Origin of the sequence: Rheinheimera sp. 4Y26, from assembly GCF_025245835.1 — a bacterium.
GTDB lineage: Bacteria > Pseudomonadota > Gammaproteobacteria > Enterobacterales > Alteromonadaceae > Pararheinheimera.
The window spans coordinates 253,460-270,271 of the sequence record NZ_JAOBWS010000002.1; the positions used below are offsets into that span (position 1 = coordinate 253,460).

General features: G+C 50.5%; 13 protein-coding genes and 1 riboswitch. Of the genes, 7 read left to right on the plus strand and 6 right to left on the minus strand.

Annotation, left to right across the window (positions count from 1 at the left end; genetic code table 11):
* Window positions 1–45 precede the first annotated feature (45 nt).
* From N3Z11_RS05010 to N3Z11_RS05020, 3 genes are all read right to left on the minus strand, one after another.
* Window positions 46–1,707, minus strand: coding sequence for a methyl-accepting chemotaxis protein (locus N3Z11_RS05010; RefSeq protein WP_260656060.1), 1,662 nt, complete (start codon window positions 1,705–1,707; stop codon window positions 46–48).
* A 93-nt stretch (window positions 1,708–1,800) separates the two neighbouring features.
* The gene (locus N3Z11_RS05015; RefSeq protein WP_260656061.1) at window positions 1,801–2,583 is read right to left on the minus strand and encodes a substrate-binding periplasmic protein; all 783 of its coding nucleotides are present in this window, start codon (window positions 2,581–2,583) and stop codon (window positions 1,801–1,803) included.
* Window positions 2,584–2,712: 129 nt separating this feature from the next.
* Window positions 2,713–5,637, minus strand: a complete 2,925-nt coding sequence (locus tag N3Z11_RS05020) for an EAL domain-containing protein (protein WP_260656062.1) — start codon at window positions 5,635–5,637, stop codon at window positions 2,713–2,715.
* Here N3Z11_RS05020 and N3Z11_RS05025 point away from each other — a divergent pair.
* The gene (locus N3Z11_RS05025; RefSeq protein ID WP_260656063.1) at window positions 5,599–5,886 is read left to right on the plus strand and encodes a hypothetical protein; all 288 of its coding nucleotides are present in this window, start codon (window positions 5,599–5,601) and stop codon (window positions 5,884–5,886) included. The two genes, N3Z11_RS05020 and N3Z11_RS05025, sit on opposite strands and share 39 nt — an antisense overlap.
* A gap of 552 nt (window positions 5,887–6,438) precedes the next feature.
* Here N3Z11_RS05025 and srmB read toward each other — a convergent pair.
* A complete protein-coding gene (srmB, locus tag N3Z11_RS05030; protein ID WP_260656064.1) occupies window positions 6,439–7,698 on the minus strand; it encodes an ATP-dependent RNA helicase SrmB in 1,260 nt (419 codons plus the stop codon).
* 164 nt (window positions 7,699–7,862) lie between these two features.
* Here srmB and N3Z11_RS05035 point away from each other — a divergent pair, with 164 nt between their 5' ends.
* The gene (locus N3Z11_RS05035) at window positions 7,863–8,606 is read left to right on the plus strand and encodes a tRNA1(Val) (adenine(37)-N6)-methyltransferase (protein WP_260656065.1); all 744 of its coding nucleotides are present in this window, start codon (window positions 7,863–7,865) and stop codon (window positions 8,604–8,606) included.
* A 35-nt stretch (window positions 8,607–8,641) separates the two neighbouring features.
* Window positions 8,642–9,844 (plus strand): winged helix-turn-helix domain-containing protein, encoded by a 1,203-nt coding sequence (locus N3Z11_RS05040; RefSeq protein WP_260656066.1) that lies wholly within the window; start codon window positions 8,642–8,644, stop codon window positions 9,842–9,844.
* Between the two features lie 51 nt (window positions 9,845–9,895).
* On the opposite strand, the gene N3Z11_RS05045 is transcribed toward N3Z11_RS05040, so the two are convergent.
* Together N3Z11_RS05045 and fldB are read right to left on the minus strand one after the other, a co-directional pair.
* Window positions 9,896–10,264, minus strand: a complete 369-nt coding sequence (locus N3Z11_RS05045; protein WP_260656067.1) for a DUF3718 domain-containing protein — start codon at window positions 10,262–10,264, stop codon at window positions 9,896–9,898.
* Window positions 10,265–10,383: 119 nt separating this feature from the next.
* Window positions 10,384–10,478: riboswitch (cyclic di-GMP riboswitch) on the minus strand.
* Window positions 10,479–10,576: 98 nt separating this feature from the next.
* A complete protein-coding gene (fldB, locus tag N3Z11_RS05050; protein WP_260656068.1) occupies window positions 10,577–11,131 on the minus strand; it encodes a flavodoxin FldB in 555 nt (184 codons plus the stop codon).
* Window positions 11,132–11,267: 136 nt separating this feature from the next.
* Here fldB and xerD point away from each other — a divergent pair, with 136 nt between their 5' ends.
* From xerD to N3Z11_RS05070, 4 genes are all read left to right on the plus strand, one after another.
* Window positions 11,268–12,161, plus strand: coding sequence for a site-specific tyrosine recombinase XerD (gene xerD, locus N3Z11_RS05055; RefSeq protein WP_409566852.1), 894 nt, complete (start codon window positions 11,268–11,270; stop codon window positions 12,159–12,161).
* Window positions 12,162–12,191: 30 nt separating this feature from the next.
* Window positions 12,192–12,908, plus strand: coding sequence for a bifunctional protein-disulfide isomerase/oxidoreductase DsbC (gene dsbC / locus N3Z11_RS05060; RefSeq protein WP_260656070.1), 717 nt, complete (start codon window positions 12,192–12,194; stop codon window positions 12,906–12,908).
* A 9-nt stretch (window positions 12,909–12,917) separates the two neighbouring features.
* Complete coding sequence (gene recJ, locus N3Z11_RS05065) at window positions 12,918–14,645, plus strand: single-stranded-DNA-specific exonuclease RecJ (RefSeq protein WP_260656071.1); 1,728 nt, start codon at window positions 12,918–12,920, stop codon at window positions 14,643–14,645.
* 123 nt (window positions 14,646–14,768) lie between these two features.
* Window positions 14,769–16,760, plus strand: coding sequence for a PAS domain-containing protein (locus tag N3Z11_RS05070; RefSeq protein WP_260656072.1), 1,992 nt, complete (start codon window positions 14,769–14,771; stop codon window positions 16,758–16,760).
* Window positions 16,761–16,812: the final 52 nt, after the last annotated feature.

Below are 16,812 nucleotides of genomic sequence, written 5' to 3' on the forward strand. Positions count from 1 at the left end.
CCGGGCCCTGCTTTTTCAATGGATAAAAGCAGGGCCTGTTGCACTTCAGGTGCGGTAACTGCCCACCAGCGCGTCCAGTTCGGCGGCCAGTTTGGTGAGCTGCCGGGTAATGCCGGCGGCCTGTTCAGTGCCAGTGGCTGTTTCCTGCGCTATCAGTACTATCTGGTGCACATTCTGGTTAATGGTTTCCGACACTGTGGTTTGTTCTTCTGCGGCGCTGGCAATCTGGTTATTCATATCGTTAATGGTGGCAACCGATTGCTGAATTTCATCCAGTGCCTGCTCCACTTTGCCGGCTTCCTGCACTGTGTGCTGGCTTTGATCCTTGATTTGACTGATGGCCTGCACAGCTTCGCGCGCGCCTTGTTGTAACCTGCCAATCATTTGATTAATTTCATCTGTGCTGCTGGCGGTGCGGGCAGCCAGAGTGCGCACTTCGTCGGCCACCACAGCAAAACCGCGGCCCTGCTCACCGGCGCGGGCGGCTTCGATAGCGGCATTCAGCGCTAACAGATTGGTTTGATCGGCAATACCGCGAATCACTTCAAGTACGCCACCAATGTTCTGGGATTCAGTGCCGACTGCAGCGATAACCTGCACACCTTTTTCGACCTGTTGTTCCAGACCATTGATCACCACAATAGCCCCATCCAGTATGCGGGCTGAACGCTCCACCTGCTGGTTGGCGGCATGGGCGGCCTGAGCTGCGCCACTGGCGCTGTTGGCGACATCCTGCGCTGTAGTGGCCATTTCGTGCATGGCGGTGGCCACCTGATCACTTTCGGCATGCTGGGTTTGTACACCTTGTTCTGTGTTGTGCATCAGTTTTGCCAGCTCGTCACCTGAGCTACGCAATAAAGTGACCGAATCACGCACATTAGTAACCAGAGTGGTGACTTTACCGGCAAAGGCGTTAAAGGCATCGGCCAGCGCACCCAATTCATGGCCCTGGCTATTATCGAGGCGGCGGCTTAAGTCGCCATCACCACTGGCAATATCCTGCATGGCCGCCACTGCACCGCTTAATGGTTTGGTGATGCTGCCGGCAAAAAACACGCCAAAAGCGGCCATAATGGCAACCAGCACTATGGCCAGTAACACCGACTGCACCAGACCAGCCTGCACTTCGGCCGCAGTTTTTTGCTGCAGGTTCTGAATATTTTGTTCCAAATCGTCAATATAAAAGCCGGTCGCCAGCACCCAGTCGGTGCCGGCTAATAACACGGCTTTGGCCAGTTTGGGTGCCGGTATGGTGCTGCCGGGCCTGGGCCAGTTGTACTGCACATAATCGCCGCCTTTGGTCGCTGCGGCTATGTACTCCTGCACTAAAAACCGGCCTTCCGGGCTTTTTGATTGCAGGAAGTTTTTACCTTCGCGCTCAGGATTGTCGGCGCTTACTACCTGGACACCAGCTTTGTCGTAGACAAAAAAGTAGTTTTTGCCATTGTCATAACGCAGGCTGCGCAAGATAGCTTTTTTCTGCTCCGGATCTGCGGCCGTCGCAGTGGCCGTGGCTGCCAACTCTAAAAATGCGTCCAGCTGGGCGCGCCGCTCCTGATACAGGGACTCTTTCAGCTGAGCTGCGCCCTGAGCCGCCACACTGTTGTTGTGATTGATAGACAGCAAGGTCAGCACCAGCGCCACCAGCAGCACAGGTAATATGGCAAGCCACAAAATACGCTGACGTATTGACAGATTTTTGAGCATATAAATTTCCTTCTGATCCTGTGGTTGATGCCACTGTGTTGCTGCTGTTATCTATAGGCTGCTGGCGCGGGCAATGGCAGTGGTGCTCTGGCTTCAGCCCTGATGGCTGCGCAGCAGTTGTTCAATCTGTGGAGCCGATTTGCGGGCCTGATCCCGCAGCTCGTCCAACTGACCCGACGCTTGCCATTGCATAAGCAGGCGCTCTGCCTGTTGCCGCAATTGTGGCTGATAAAATCCCAGCCGGTACTCTACCTTAGGCAAAATAGCAAAACTGACGATGGGGGTTTGGCTCTGCTGCAGTTCAGCTAAACGCCGGTAAAAAGTATTTTTATCCATGACCAGCAGGTCGCAGCGTTTTTTCAACAGCATCTGAATGGCCTGAGTATGATCCAGCAATTCCTGATAAGACTTCGCCTGTTGACTGACGCTGGCAAATTCCGGCCCCAGCACCTGACTGGCGTTCTGAAAAGCGACAATATTGTAGGTTTTTAGCGCGCTGATGTTGCTTAACTGAGCCTGGCTGCTCTGCAGTGCAAACACCTGATTATCAAAACTGGTATAGGGGCTGCTGTAAAACAAGCCTTCTGTTGCCAAACCCGACTGACGGGTCGCAATATGCAATTTCTGCTGTTGTAATAACTCTGTCAGGCGGGCATAAGGGGCAGTGACAAACTGTACCTCGTAACCTAATTCAGTCAGCAGGCGGTAGGTAAATAACACTTCAAAAGTATAAGAGCTGCCCTTGTTGCTTCGATGCAGCTGGTCGCTGTAACCAATTCCCACCTGCAATATGGGTTTAGCGGCAACGGCTGTATGCTGCAGCGTACACAGCAGCATCACAAGCGAAATTACAAAGGATAACGGCTTGATAATCATCAGTTTGTACAGATATTGCCCTGGTCAGCATTCAGATTAGCAGAAGTAGTGGGGCAATAATGTACAAATCTGTGCAGCATCAGTGCTGTACTGAAATGCACAGCACACGAATATGATGCAGCTTGCCGTTTATCTGTTTTGCTGAGGCTCTCTGTTGGCTTCTGCGCTGAGTCTGAAGTTGTCTGACAGTGCCGCTGCCGGCAGCGGTTTACTGAACAAATAGCCCTGAAATGCCTGGCAACCTGCCTGCAGCAAACAGGCGCGTTGAGCTTCAGTTTCTACCCCTTCGGCCACCACACTGAGTTCAAGGTTGGCGGCCAGTGCCAGAATGGTGCGCACTATAGCGGCAGCATTGCTGTTGTGCTCAACATCGGTGACAAAAGATCGGTCAATTTTCAGTACATCCAGTGGCAGTTTTTTTAAGTAACTTAATGATGAATAGCCGGTGCCAAAATCATCCAGCGAAAACCGCACGCCCATCTGCTGTAAGCTCTGCATTTTTTGTACTGTTAAATCTAAGTCCTGATGCAACATGCTTTCAGTCAGTTCCAGCCGCAAAAGTTGTGGGTTAGCGCCATGTTGCGCCAATGCTTGCTGCACCTGAGCGACAAAATGCACATCATGAAATTGCCGGGCGCTGACATTTACTGCTATCGTCCAGAACGACTTTTGTGGTTGTGTTGCCCAGAGTTTCAGCTGTAAACAGGCGCTATCCAACACCCACTGACCCAATGCCAGAATTAGATTACTTTGTTCGGCCAGTTCAATAAAAGCGCCCGGCATGACCAGACCTCTGTGCGGGTGTTGCCAGCGGATCAGCGCTTCAACGCCGGTGATTTGATTAAACTTATCTACAATCGGTTGATAATAAAGGCAAAATTGTTGCTGCTCTAAGGCGTCGCGTAGCTCTTTTAATAATTGCGCCCGTTCTGTCACTTCGGCCTGCAAGGAGGGATCAAAAAAGTGCACTCTGTTGCGGCCTGCTTCCTTGGCTTTATATAACGCCATATCGGCTTGTTTTAACAGCTCGTTTGGATCTTCAGTGCTGTGGTACAACACCACACCCAGGCTGCAAGAGGTGGTGATTTTTTGTCCTTCCAGCTGATAAGGTTGTGCCACTGTGCCTCTGATGCGTTCTGCTTGTTCGCTGGCATAAAACAGCGCAACCTCAGCATCTGTTGATAGTTCCTGTAACAACACAACAAATTCGTCGCCGCCAATCCGCGCTACAGTGTCCTGCTGGCGTACAGCAGCCAATAAGCGTGCCGACACCTGGCGCAGCAGCTCATCACCCTGGGCATGACCACGGGTGTCATTAATTTCTTTAAAGTTATCCAAATCCAGCAGCAATACAGCGGCATACTGCTGATGCCGCTGGCAGGCTTTGGCACTTTGTTGTAGCCGGTCGCGCATTAACCGCCTGTTTGGCAACTCGGTCAATTCATCATAAAAGGCCAGCCGCTGAGCTTCCTGCTCAGCTTTTTTCCGTTCGGTAATGTCAGCCCGGATGGCGATATATTGTTGCGGTTTTCCTGTAGTGTCGATAAAGGGCACTATGGTGGTGGACACCCAATACAAAGAACCATCTTTAGCTTTATTACAAATTTCACCGCTCCAGACCTTGCCGCTGCTGATAGTGCGCCATAAATCGGCAAAAAAGCCGGGCGGATGGTAGCCTGAGTTAATCAGCCGGTGGTTTTGGCCGAGCAGCTCTTCTCTGCTGTATTTGGAGATAGCACAAAACTTGTCATTTACTCTGGTGATCACACCCTTAACGTCTGTGACCGCGACTATAGCGTGTGCATCCAGCGCCGCTTTCAGCTCGGACACTTCCTGAAGGGACATCAGTAACTGGCGCTGTGCTTTTTCAAAGGCGGTGGTGTCACTGATCAGCATGATCAGGCCCTGCACCTGTTGTGTTGCATTAAACTCAGGCACAAAACTGGCGCGAAAATATTGCAAAGCACCGCTGGCATTGTTCAGCTGATAACTGATTTCAACACTTTTACCGCACAGAGCCTGTTGCAGCTCTGGTTGTAGCAGCGCCAGCATATTGTTATCCAGCGCTACTGCCAACGGCTGTCCGAGCAGAGATGCCGCTTTCACCTGAAATAGTTGTTCAAACACCGGATTGACATAACGGTACTGCAGCTCCGGCGTGAGCTGCACCACAGCAACAGGCAGATTATTTAACAGCGCCTGCAGCTGGAGTTCGCTGGCCTGCAGTTTTTGCTCCGACGCATGCAGCAGCTGATAGGGTTCAAGTACACTGGTTAAAAAAGTGGCCCGGTACACCATGGCATAACTGACAATTTTAAACAGATGGCCCAGGATGTTAATAAAGTCGCTGGTGCTGCTGTAGGAGCTCAGGGCAATTTCACTGAGCGCCATGGCGTAACTGGCCTGTGCCAGATACAGCAGTGTCAGTTGGCCTTTTTGCCGGTAAAGGCGGAAAAACCAATACGCCAGCGCCAGATTACCGGCGGCCAGGCTCAGTTCAATCGCCGATTTTAGCGGTGTTACCCCGTCACCAACCCGGAAAAACACCGGCAGCAGCGCAAGCTGTGTCTGACTGAACCAATAGAGCGCAAAAACGGCCAGCGCGCCCAGTAACAACCAAAGATAACGTGAACCGCGCAACGTCATACCGGCAGCAATAGCTGTCATCGTCAGCAGTTCAGCGCTACGGCCGCTAAACCAGAAAAATATGGCTTTTTGCACCGGATTTTCCTGCTGCATCAGCGGCATACCATGAAAGCTCAGGGCGTGGAAAACATCGGCGGCTGTCACCAGCATAAAACCAAAAATTAAGGAGTTGCTGAGCTGACGATAACTCTGGCTAACGCCATGAAATGCCATCAGCACCACCATGCAGGACACCAGCACAGCAAAAAGCTCAAAACCCAGATGTAAAAATGCCGTTTGGTGTAAATCACCATGAAAAACCGCAAAGTTGGGTAATAACAAAAACACCAGTAAAATGAGGCTGAGCAGGGCGCTAAAGGCGCCAAAACCATGAAGAATGTTGTTATTGTTGTGGTGCAGTGGTGCCATCTTCAGTGCTCGTTGGCAAAATCAATTACATCAGGACAGCCGGTAACTCTGCCGCGGACAAAACGCCTGTTGAATCAGTGTTTAAAGCGCACCACAGTTTTATGTAAATCAGTGGCAACGCCTTTTAACAGATTAATACCTTCTGATACTTCTGCCGACTTTTCCAGCCTGATTGCTGCTTTTTTTAAATATGAACAAGTTGCAGCTGCATTTTTTCAGCCACACCTTGTCGCATTGGCACGTTTTTAAGCGTTGTGGCGTGCCTTGTGCTGTTGCGCTATGTCCGGTATTGGCGGCTCTGGTGCCTGGGATCGGCCGTGTTGTATTGTATAAAACGGCGCCGTCGCAGACTGTGCAAAAATGTGCAGAACCGCACTTCAGCACACCTGAAATAAGCACTTTCCGGCAATGGCGCTAAGAATGCTGCAGGAAAGAGGCGGTGGGGACAATCATGAAAATCAGTAATTGACAGTCTGGATAGGGGCTTTGTACGTTTTTGTACAGTTTTTAGCTGTTGCTTTTGGTACAACTGCAGCGTCAAGTGCATTGACGGTTTGTGTTGTATGGAACCGCAGGTAACGCTTTATAGCATTATCTTTAAGCCGCCTTTCATAAAGGCGGCTTTTTTTTGCTGCATCTCCTCAATACAACAGCGATGCAAAAGCATCAGGTTTTTACAGCTGCCAATAAGATAGAAGGGCCGCCAATAACTTAAGGTCACTAACGCCTGGTCAATAAAAAAGCGGCAGGAGCCATGCTCAGTGCCGCTTTGTTGGGGGGCCTTCTGGCTTTGGCCGCTGTTTAGCCTCTGGCTTTGGCGGCCTTTTTCAGTGCTTTTTTCTTGGCAGCTGATTTGGGCTTTTTGGTTTTGCCCGGTGCTTTGGCTTCTTTGTGTTTTGGCCTCAGCTCTTCAATCACCCGGCGTTTTAACGCTTGCTGGGTGTAACGCTCCACCTTACCCACAACCCCAATGTCATGGGCTTCCACCAGAGAGATGGCAATACCTTTTTTGCCGGCACGGCCGGTTCGGCCAATACGGTGCACGTAAATGTCGGCGGTACGTGGCATGTCGTAGTTGATCACATGGCTGATATCGTCAATATCCAGACCACGGGCTGCCACATCTGTGGCTAATAAAATCCGCACCAGACCCTGGCTAAAACGCGACACCGCCTGCATGCGTTTGTCCTGCGGCATTTCCCCCTGTAACCAGCAGCATTTTAAACCGGCCGCTTCAAGCTGGCCGCTTAAGGTGGCAAGGCGCTCGCGCGTTTTAACAAACACTATCACTTTGGTAAATTCTGGCTGTGCTAATAAATGTTTTAACAGCGCCAGTTTATGCTCGGCATCGTCGGCTAAATGGATCCACTGGGTAATTTTGCCCAGTTCCCGGCGTGGTGGCGCAGCTTCAAGCAGCAAAGGTTCTTTCAGCGCACGTTTGGCAAAACGGCTGATGGCAACCCCTTCCAGCGTGGCGGAAATCAGCATGGTCTGGCGGCGGCGTTTGGCTTCTAAAATAATGCGATCCATCTCACCGACAAAACCCATGTCGAGCATACGGTCGGCTTCGTCAAGAATCAGCACTTCCACTTCATCGGCATGGAAGCTTTCTTCATTCATATATTCAATCAGCCGGCCCGGGGTGGCCACCAGAATATCGTTGTTTTTTTCCAATGTTTCTTTGTGGCTGCCGTAGTTAATACCACCGGTAATGACACCGGCGTTTAACGAGGTAAACTGGGTCAGCAGTTTAATTTGTTCAAAGATCTGAAAGGCCAGCTCGCGGGTGGGCGTCATGATCAGCACACGGGCAAAACCCGGATCGCGGCGCGGGAAGTCAATCAGATACTGAATAGCCGGCAACAAAAAAGCCAGGGTTTTGCCTGTGCCCGTTGGTGCGCTGGCCAGAATATCGCGGCCTTCCATAGCAGGGCCAATGGCCAGCTGCTGAATACTGGTTGGTTTGGAAAATCCGCCAAAGGTCAGCGCTTTATTGATGTCATCATCAAACTGAAAATCGGCAAATGAGGTGATTTCTACTTGGCTGATATCGTCAGTCACAGTCGCAGTACCTTTTTAAACAAATCATTGAGTTAACTTTAGTCGGGCAAGCGTTCTGTGACATCATGCGGGCTGACAACCTGATGGTGGATGCCGTACACTGCTTGCGGTTTGAGGTGGCATTCAAGCAACCTCACTAAATTTAGTTGATCCCCGGGTGTGTTATGAGCGCTGGTTTTCGCTGTAAACAATTTTATGTCGCGCATGACGCCTGTGCGATGAAAGTCAGCACTGACGCTTTATTATTAGGCGCCTGGACTCAGGTGCCAACTGACGGTTACCTGCTGGATATCGGCTGCGGCAGCGGTATTTTATCGCTGATGCTGGCCCAACGTACTGCAGCTTCCGTCTTGCTGGATGCGGTAGAGCTGGACAGCGCTGCTGCCACTCAGGCGGCTGACAATGTCAGACAAAGCCCATGGCCAGACCGGATCCGGGTGATCAAGCGCGACATTCTAACCTATCCGGATAGTTGTGACCATCCACATCAGCGGCGCTATCGGCTGATTATCAGTAATCCGCCTTATTTTGCCGACGCACTGAAATCCAAAGATGAACAACGTGCCAAAGCCAGACACACAGATTCACTGTCTTTTGCTGATTTATTGGCAACAGCAACAAGCTTGCTTTGTGAAGACGGGCTGTTCAGCCTGATTTTGCCTACTGATGCGGCAGTGCAGTTCTGGATGCTTGCTCAACAGAGTGGCTGGTGGTTACAGAGGGCAACAGCTGTTGCCAGCAGTGCTGAAAAACCGGTCAGCCGGCTATTGATGACGTTATGCCGCCAGCAAGGCTCAGCTTTTATTGCATCATTAGCAGAAGCAGAGCTTTTATTGATCCATCAGGCGGACGGTGCTTATAGTGCTGATTACCGGCGTTTATTACGCGACTTTTACCTGAAATTCTAACCCTCTCAGATGCCTGTACAACAAGGACCAGTGCCATGACCCAGCTGCCGCTTAGCCCTGATGAATTCCGTTTGTTGAATTTGCAGCAGCAGGGCTTGTTGCAAAAAGCCAAAGGCAAAGCCGGTACTCTGAAGATGATCAACCAGCTGGGTTATGTGCAGATTGATTCTATTCATGTAGTGCAGCGTGCTCATCATCATGTGCTGGCAAGCAGGGTCAAAGATTATCGGCCGCTCTGGCTGGATGAGCTGCTGAGTAAAAAACAGATTTTTGAGTACTGGTCACATGCGGCCGCTTATCTGCCGATGGCCGATTATCGTTTTAGCCTGTATCGCAAGCAGCAGCTGCAACAGGGCAAAAAACACTGGTTTGACCCTAATCATCAGCAAATGCAAGAAGTGCTGGCGCGGATCAGAGCCGAAGGGCCACAAAAAGCCAGCGACTTTACGGCCACTCAAACTAAAAACGGCCCCTGGTGGGACTGGCAACCAGCAAAACAGGCGCTGGAGCAGCTCTTTATGCAAGGTGAACTGATGGTGGTGCGCCGTGACAAGTTTCAGAAAGTATTTGATTTAACAGAACGGGTTTTACCGTCTGGTTTGGATTGCCGGGTACCGGACGAGCAGGAGTTTGCCGCTTATCTGGTGCAGAAATATCTGCAAAGTCATGGGTTTGGTTCTGTGGCACAAATCAGTTATTTGCGCCCCGGTATCAAAGCGTCAGTAGAGCAGCAGTTGTTGCAGCAAACCGAAGCTGGCAAGTTGGTGAGCTTTTCGCACCAGCAGCAGCGTTATTTCTGGCAACAGGATTTATTACCACCAGCGCGTTGCCGGCGCCAAATCAGCTTGCTGAACCCATTTGATAATCTGGTGATCCAGCGCCAGCGCCTACAACACTGGTTTAATTTTGAGTATCAGATAGAAGTTTATGTACCTGAAGTAAAAAGGAAAGTTGGTTACTACAGCTTGCCAGTGCTTTATGGCAGCAGCTTTATTGGTCAACTGGACGTGAAGGCCGAGCGTAAAAACGGTGTGTTGTTATTACAACATCTGCTGTTATTGCCCAAGGTAAAACTCACTGCACAACTGGCACAGGCGCTGGCACAAGCACTGGCGGATTATTGTCGTTTTAACCAATGCCATAGTTGGCAGCTGGTGAAAGCTGATGCTGAAGTGAGCCGCTGGTGGCAGCAGCAAGGGCTTGGCGGCACTTTGCAACAAGAGATGCTGGCCGGTTAAACAAAGAAAAAAGGCGCCAAAAAAAGGCGCCTTTTTTACAACTTAAAGCACTTAGCTTGAGCTACGGGCTTTTAAAGTTTCAATAATTGGTGACTGAGCAAAACCGTTGCTGGCGGCCCATTCAGCGTCTGCCATTTTAACGATCTGGCTGCCTGGTAACTGCTTGATAATAAATTCAGCTGTGTCAGCAGCATTGTGCTTGATGGCAAAACGGATCATCGGTAAACCGTCACAGGCAACACCGTCGTATACGTTTTTCAGACGCAGGCGGCTGTCAGATAAAGTTTTACGCAGGTTGTTTTTGTCATCAGCCTGAATATAAGAACACAGAGACTGTGCAACCTGATCATTGGCAGCTGCAGTGGTAGTAACAAATGGGGTGACTAATACAGCAATCAGAGGTAAAAACTTTAATTTCATGACCAGCTCCGGTTCCGGGTTGTTTGCAATCTTGGCAAAATTGGATTTCAGAAGCGGCAGTCAGTGCGGTGCACGCGGGACAACAAGGAATTTGTTGCGCCCTGACATCGTCTATCGACGACGGTAACCCAGCTATCATGAGTAACTCATTGAATTACTTTTAGATCTGTGGCTTTGCGTGTTCAGCCTTTCGACTGACTTGCCCTTCAGTGGCGCGCATTCTATGGAAAGCTTTGTACCTATGCAAGCGGTTTTTTAACATTTCTGCTTTTTTTCTGCACAGTTCAGACCAGCAGCGGCTTCGCAGCAGTTTTAAGGTAATTCTGCCAGTTCGGCCATTTCATCCAGCAGCTGATTTAACCAGCGCATCACTCTTTCATCTGTCTGGTCATATTGGTTTTCTTCGTCCAGCGCCAGGCCATAAAACCATTCGCCGTCTTCTGTCACCGCTTTGGACTTGATAAAGTCATAACCCTCTGTCGACCAGACGCCAATGCGCTGGCACTGTTGTTCGCTGATGGCATGATGCAGCATGCCCAGCGCATCTAAAAACCATTCGGCATAACCCAGCTGGTCACCCATACCGTACATAGCGACAATTTTGCCGCTTAAGTCAACACTGCTAATGTCATCCCACTGCGCTTCCCAGTCTTCCTGTAATTCACCAAAATCCCAGGTGGAAATGCCGAGGATCAGCACGTCAAAATCGGCCATCCGGCTCAGAGGCTGCGTTTTTAAATTATGAAGTGTTACACTGCAATCCTTTGGCAGCGCCGGATCTGCAGTTAATAACGCCTGAATTTTCTCCGCCACCATTTCGGTGTAGCAGGTGGTTGAACCGTAAAACACAGCAATTTTTAATGACATAACAAACCTGCGTCAGGTTATTTTAAAGAAGCAGCGCCGGAGTTTAACAGAAGCACGAGCCTGCTCAAAGCAAGGTGCAGTGTCTGTAAGAGGTAGTATGAGTACAAAAGCTGTCACGCCAGAGCTGAAACCTGTGTTGCCAGAGGCTACTTCGACGCTGATCCAGCGCTTTTTGGATCAGCTGTGGCTGGAAAAAGGCGTCAGCGCCCATACGCTGACCGCTTATGGCACTGATTTACGTAAATTTGCCGCTTTTGCTGCAACCCAGCACTACCAGTTGCCGCAGGTTACGGCTGACGTGTTGAACCATTATCTGGCTTACCGCCATGACCAGGGGTTGCAGGCCCGTAGCACAGCGAGGGCGCTCAGTAGTTTGCGGCGTTTTTATCAGTGGTTACATCAACTGCAGTTGTGTGTGGAAAACCCGGTTGCTTTAATGCTGAACCCCAAAATTGGCGTCAGTTTGCCCAAATCTTTATCTGAAGCCGATGTGGATGCCTTATTGACAGCACCTGATGTCAGTGATGTGATCCAGTTTCGTGACAAAGTGATGCTGGAAGTGTTGTATGCTGCCGGGCTCAGGGTCAGTGAACTCTGCGGTTTAACCATGCAGCAGCTGAATTTACGCCAGGGTGTGATTCGGGTGCTGGGTAAAGGCAGTAAAGAGCGACTGGTGCCTATAGGGGAAGTGGCTGCAGAATGGCTGCAGCGTTATCTGCAGCAGGGGCGCGCTTTATTGTTGCAGCAGCAGTCTGATGTGTTGTTTCCAAGCAACAGAGGCAGCCAAATGACCAGGCAGACCTTCTGGCACCGGATAAAATTTTATGCGCAGGTGGCTGGTATTAGCGCGCCTTTGTCTCCACATACACTCAGACACGCCTTTGCCACCCACTTGTTGAACCATGGGGCAGATTTGCGGGTCGTACAGATGTTGTTAGGACACAGTGACTTATCCACCACACAAATTTATACCCATGTAGCGCAAACACGTTTGCAGAAAATCCACCAACAACATCATCCGCGGGGTTGATGTACGTATGAATAAAACGGGAATTACAGCATGAAAATGATGGTCGCGGGCCTGATGATGGCAATGGTAACGGCGCAGGCTGTTGCAGTACCGGCAAAACTGCCACAGGGTTCAGAATTACAGACCGCACTGGCGGCTTTGGGGCTGAAGGTGAATTCGGTGGCCGATTCTGTGGTGCCGGGTGTACAGCAGGTACTGACCGACAGAGGTTTGTTTTTTGCTGCGAACAATGGTCAGTTTTTAATTGAAGGCAATATTTACGATTTAAAAAACAAGCAGTTAGTTAACGATTCTATACTGCAGGGCGTTCGTAAAGCAGGCGTCAGCAAGTTAAAAGATTCCAGCATTGAATTTAAAGCCAAAAACGAAAAATATGTGGTGACTGTGTTTACCGACACCAGTTGTGGTTATTGCCGCAAGTTGCACAACGAAATGCAAAGCTATCTGGATAAAGGCATTACAGTGCGTTACCTGGCCTTCCCTCGCGGTGGTGTGCAAAGCGAAACCTACAGCGAACTGCAGTCTATTTGGTGTGCTGATGACAAACAGCAAGCGATGAATCAGGCCAAAGCCGGCCGTAAAATTGCCCCTGCCCAGTGCAGCAACAATGTAGCTGAACAATATGAAACAGGTCAGAGTTTTGGCATCAGTGGTACGCCGGCCATTGTATTACCGGACGGCACTCTGGTGCCGGGTTATCAGCCGGCAGAAGCGCTGGTGGCCACTCTTGCTAATCTGGCGAAATAAGTTTATTGCATGACTTATAGCCCGAAAAAACTTCAGGTCCGCCCGGTGCAAACCGAGGCGGCCTTTTTATTGCCTGTGCATCCGGTATTGCAACGTGTTTATGCTCACCGGGGTATTGCGTTGCCGGAGCAATTGCAGCGCTCCGCCGCCCATTTATTGCCGTATCAGCAGCTTAAAGGCATAAAGGAGGCTGCTGCTTTATTGGTGGACGCGCTAAAGCAGCAGCAAAAAATTGTGATTGTTGGTGACTTTGACGCCGACGGTGCCACCAGCACAGCAGTGTTGCTGGCCGGTTTAAAAGCCTTTGGTTTTTTAAATCTGCAGTCGCTGGTGCCGAACAGATTTGCTTTTGGTTATGGTTTGTCCCCCCAAATGGCAGAGCTGGCCGTGGCTGAAGGCGCAGAGCTCATCATCACTGTTGATAATGGTATTTCAGCCATTGAAGGTGTGGCTGTTGCCAAGCAAGCCGGGGTTAAAGTGCTGGTCACCGACCACCATCTGGCGGGCAGCGAACTGCCCCCCGCCGATGCCATTGTCAACCCCAATCAACCCGGTTGTAACTTTGCCAGTAAAGCGCTGGCCGGTGTGGGTGTAGCTTTTTATCTGCTGCTGGCCCTGCGTGCCGCACTGCGTGATGAGGGGTATTTTACCCGCATGCCGGAGCCAAACCTGGCCGAACTTCTGGATTTAGTGGCGCTTGGCACTGTGGCCGATGTGGTGCCGCTTGATAGCAACAACCGGATTCTGGTGCATCAGGGCTTGCAGCGTATCAGGGCCGGCAAAGTGCGCCCCGGTATTCAGGCGTTGATTGATGTTGCTAACCGTAAAGCCAGCAAACTGACAGCGCAGGATTTTGGGTTTGCGCTGGCGCCGAGGTTAAACGCCGCCGGCCGGCTGGATGATATGTCGCTCGGCATTGCCTGTTTATTGTCACCCGACATCAACAACGCCAGGCGCCTGGCTGCTGAGCTGGACAGCCTGAATTTGTCACGCCGTGAAATAGAACAGGGCATGCAGGCCGAGGCTTTGGCGTTTTTGCAACGTTTGTCGTTTAAAGACAACGAGTTGCCGGATTGTTTGTGTTTATATCAGAGCGACTGGCATCAGGGGGTCATTGGTATTTTGGCCGGAAGGGTCAAAGAGCTGTACCACAGGCCGGTGCTGGCTTTTGCCAAAGGTGATGACGGTGAATTAAAAGGCTCAGCCCGTTCTATTCATGGTGTGCATATCCGTGATTTGCTTGAAGAAATCTCTACTTTGCATCCGGGGCTCATCAAAAAGTTTGGTGGTCATGCCATGGCTGCCGGCTTAACCATTGCCGAAGCGATGTTTGAGACTTTTGTGCAGGCACTGAATCAGGTGGCAAAAAAATACCTGACACCAGAGCTATTAACCGCTGTGATTTATACCGACGGCGAGCTTGCGCCAGAACATTTAACCACCGACATTGCTGATTTGCTGCAACAAGCCGGGCCCTGGGGGCAGGCCTTTCCGGAGCCGGTATTTGAAGGTCGGTTTAAACTGGTGCAGCAGCGTTTATTGTCGGATAAACACTTAAAAATGGTGTTACAGGCCAGCGACGGTAAGCTGCTGGATGCCATCTGGTTTAATGCCGACAACAAAAGCTGGCCCAATGCCAGCGTGCAACAGGTGCAACTGGCTTATCAGCTGGATATCAACGACTTTCGCGATCAGCAAAATCTGCAGTTGCTGGTGAGGCAGATGGTGGCGCTGTAAGCACATCACTAAAGCCGATTTGCTGCCCGTAGCCTGACGCGGCAAGGCGCTTATCCTTGCCGCAGGAAAGTAAGACTGCTAAAACTTATAAACAAGTTCAGCAGCCTGGGGGGCAATGTAGCCATGACACAGATGCCGCCCTCAAACGTTCCAGGCAATGCTCCGCGCCAGGGACCACAATTATTAGCCTTGCAGGCACAAATTCTGGCGTCGCCGCTGCTGTTTGCTAACGACACTCACAAGGCATGGCAGTTTCTGACGGAACAAATCAGCCGGGCTTTGTATGCCGACAGAGTCAGTGTCTGGTTATTTACTGAAACTGACATACTGCAATGTATAGATTTGTTTCAGTATCAAACAAAATCCCATCAGCAAGGCGCCAACCTGAAACGCAGTAATTATCCGGCTTATTTTGCCGCTTTAACTCAGGATGTGTTAATTACCGCTTCAGATGCCGCCACTCATCCCGCTACAGCAGAGTTTAAAGATGGTTATCTGCAGTCGGCCGGCATTTGTTCAATGCTGGACGCGGTGATCCAGTCAGATCAAGGCTTGTGTGGCGTGATTTGTATTGAACAGCAGCAGGCCAGGCAATGGACTGTGGATGAACAACATTTTGTCACCGCCATGGCATCAGTGGCCAGTACTGTGCATACCTTTAGTCAGCATCTGCGGTTGCAGCAGGATTATCAGTTGTCGCTGGCGCGGCAAGAGATGGCCAGCCGTCATGCCTGTATTGGTTTTTGGGAAGCCAATATGGGATCGGGCGAGTTGTGGTGGTCGCCTATGGTGTATGAAATTTTTGGTGTGGATCCACAGCAGGCCAAGCCTGACCGGACCTTGTTTTACTCTTGTGTCCACCCGGAAGATATGGCTCTGGTGCTGGACAGTGAAGCCAAAGCCGCCAAAGGGGGAGAACATGATGTGATCCACCGCATTGTATTGCCCAATGGCACAGTACGCTGGGTTCATGAAATGGCCAAATGGACAGCACCCGATGCTGTGCAGGGCGCGCGGCTGATAGGTTCGGTGCAGGATATTACCGCTCAGCAACAGATCCGCGCTGAACTGCAGCAGTTTTTTGCCTTGTCGCGTGATGTGCTTTGTATCGCCAATGACCACAATTATTTTGAACGGGTCAACGCGGCTTTTTGCCGGATTTTGGGTTACAGCGAAGCTGAGCTGCTGAGTAAACCCTTTACCGATTTTATTCACCCAGACGATTTAAACCTAACCGAAAGTGAAGTGACTGACCTGCAACAAGGTGGCGTTACATCAGGTTTTTGCAACAGATACCGGCACAAAGACGGTCATTATGTCACTTTTCAGTGGTCTTCGATCCGCGATCCGGCTACATGCAAAATGTACGCTTCGGCGCAGGATATTACCGAGCGTCAACACCTGGAGCAGTTAAAACATGAGTTTGTTTCAACGGTCAGCCATGAACTGCGCACACCATTAACATCCATTCATGGCGCTTTGGCGCTGGTGTTGTCAGGTTGTCTGGGCCCTTTGTCTGAACAAATGTTGCCGATGTTGCAGGTGGCCAACAATAACTGTCAGCGACTCACCAACCTGATTAATGACTTACTGGATATTGAAAAACTATCTGCCGGTATGATGCAGCTTGAGATGCAGCCTTATGCCGTAGTTGCGCTGGTGCAACAAAGTGTGGACGACAATGCGCAATATGGTCAGGCGCGCTCAGTGCGGCTGGTGTTTCAACAGGCGGCGGATACGGCGAAGCTTTATATCAGGGTGGATAAATATCGTTTTGCCCAGATCATGGCCAATCTGATTTCCAATGCGGTGAAATATTCACCGGCAGGGGCTGATGTAAAAATAACGGTGGCGCTGGAACAGCAGCAGGTAAAAATCAGTGTGACAGATTGTGGTTGTGGTATTCCGGAAGATTTTAAACATCTGATATTCCAACGTTTCTCTCAGGCGGATGTCAGCGATGCCCGGCAAAAAGGCGGCACTGGGCTTGGTTTGGCATTAGCAAAACAACTGACGGAGTCGATGCAGGGCGAGATAGGTTTTGACTCAGCTGCCGGCCATGGCAGTTGTTTTTATTTGTTGTTTCCAACAGTGCAGATTTCAGCAAGCCGTTAAACAACAAGACCAGCAATGCTGGTCTTGTTTTATCACAACACCAGCTGAGCTG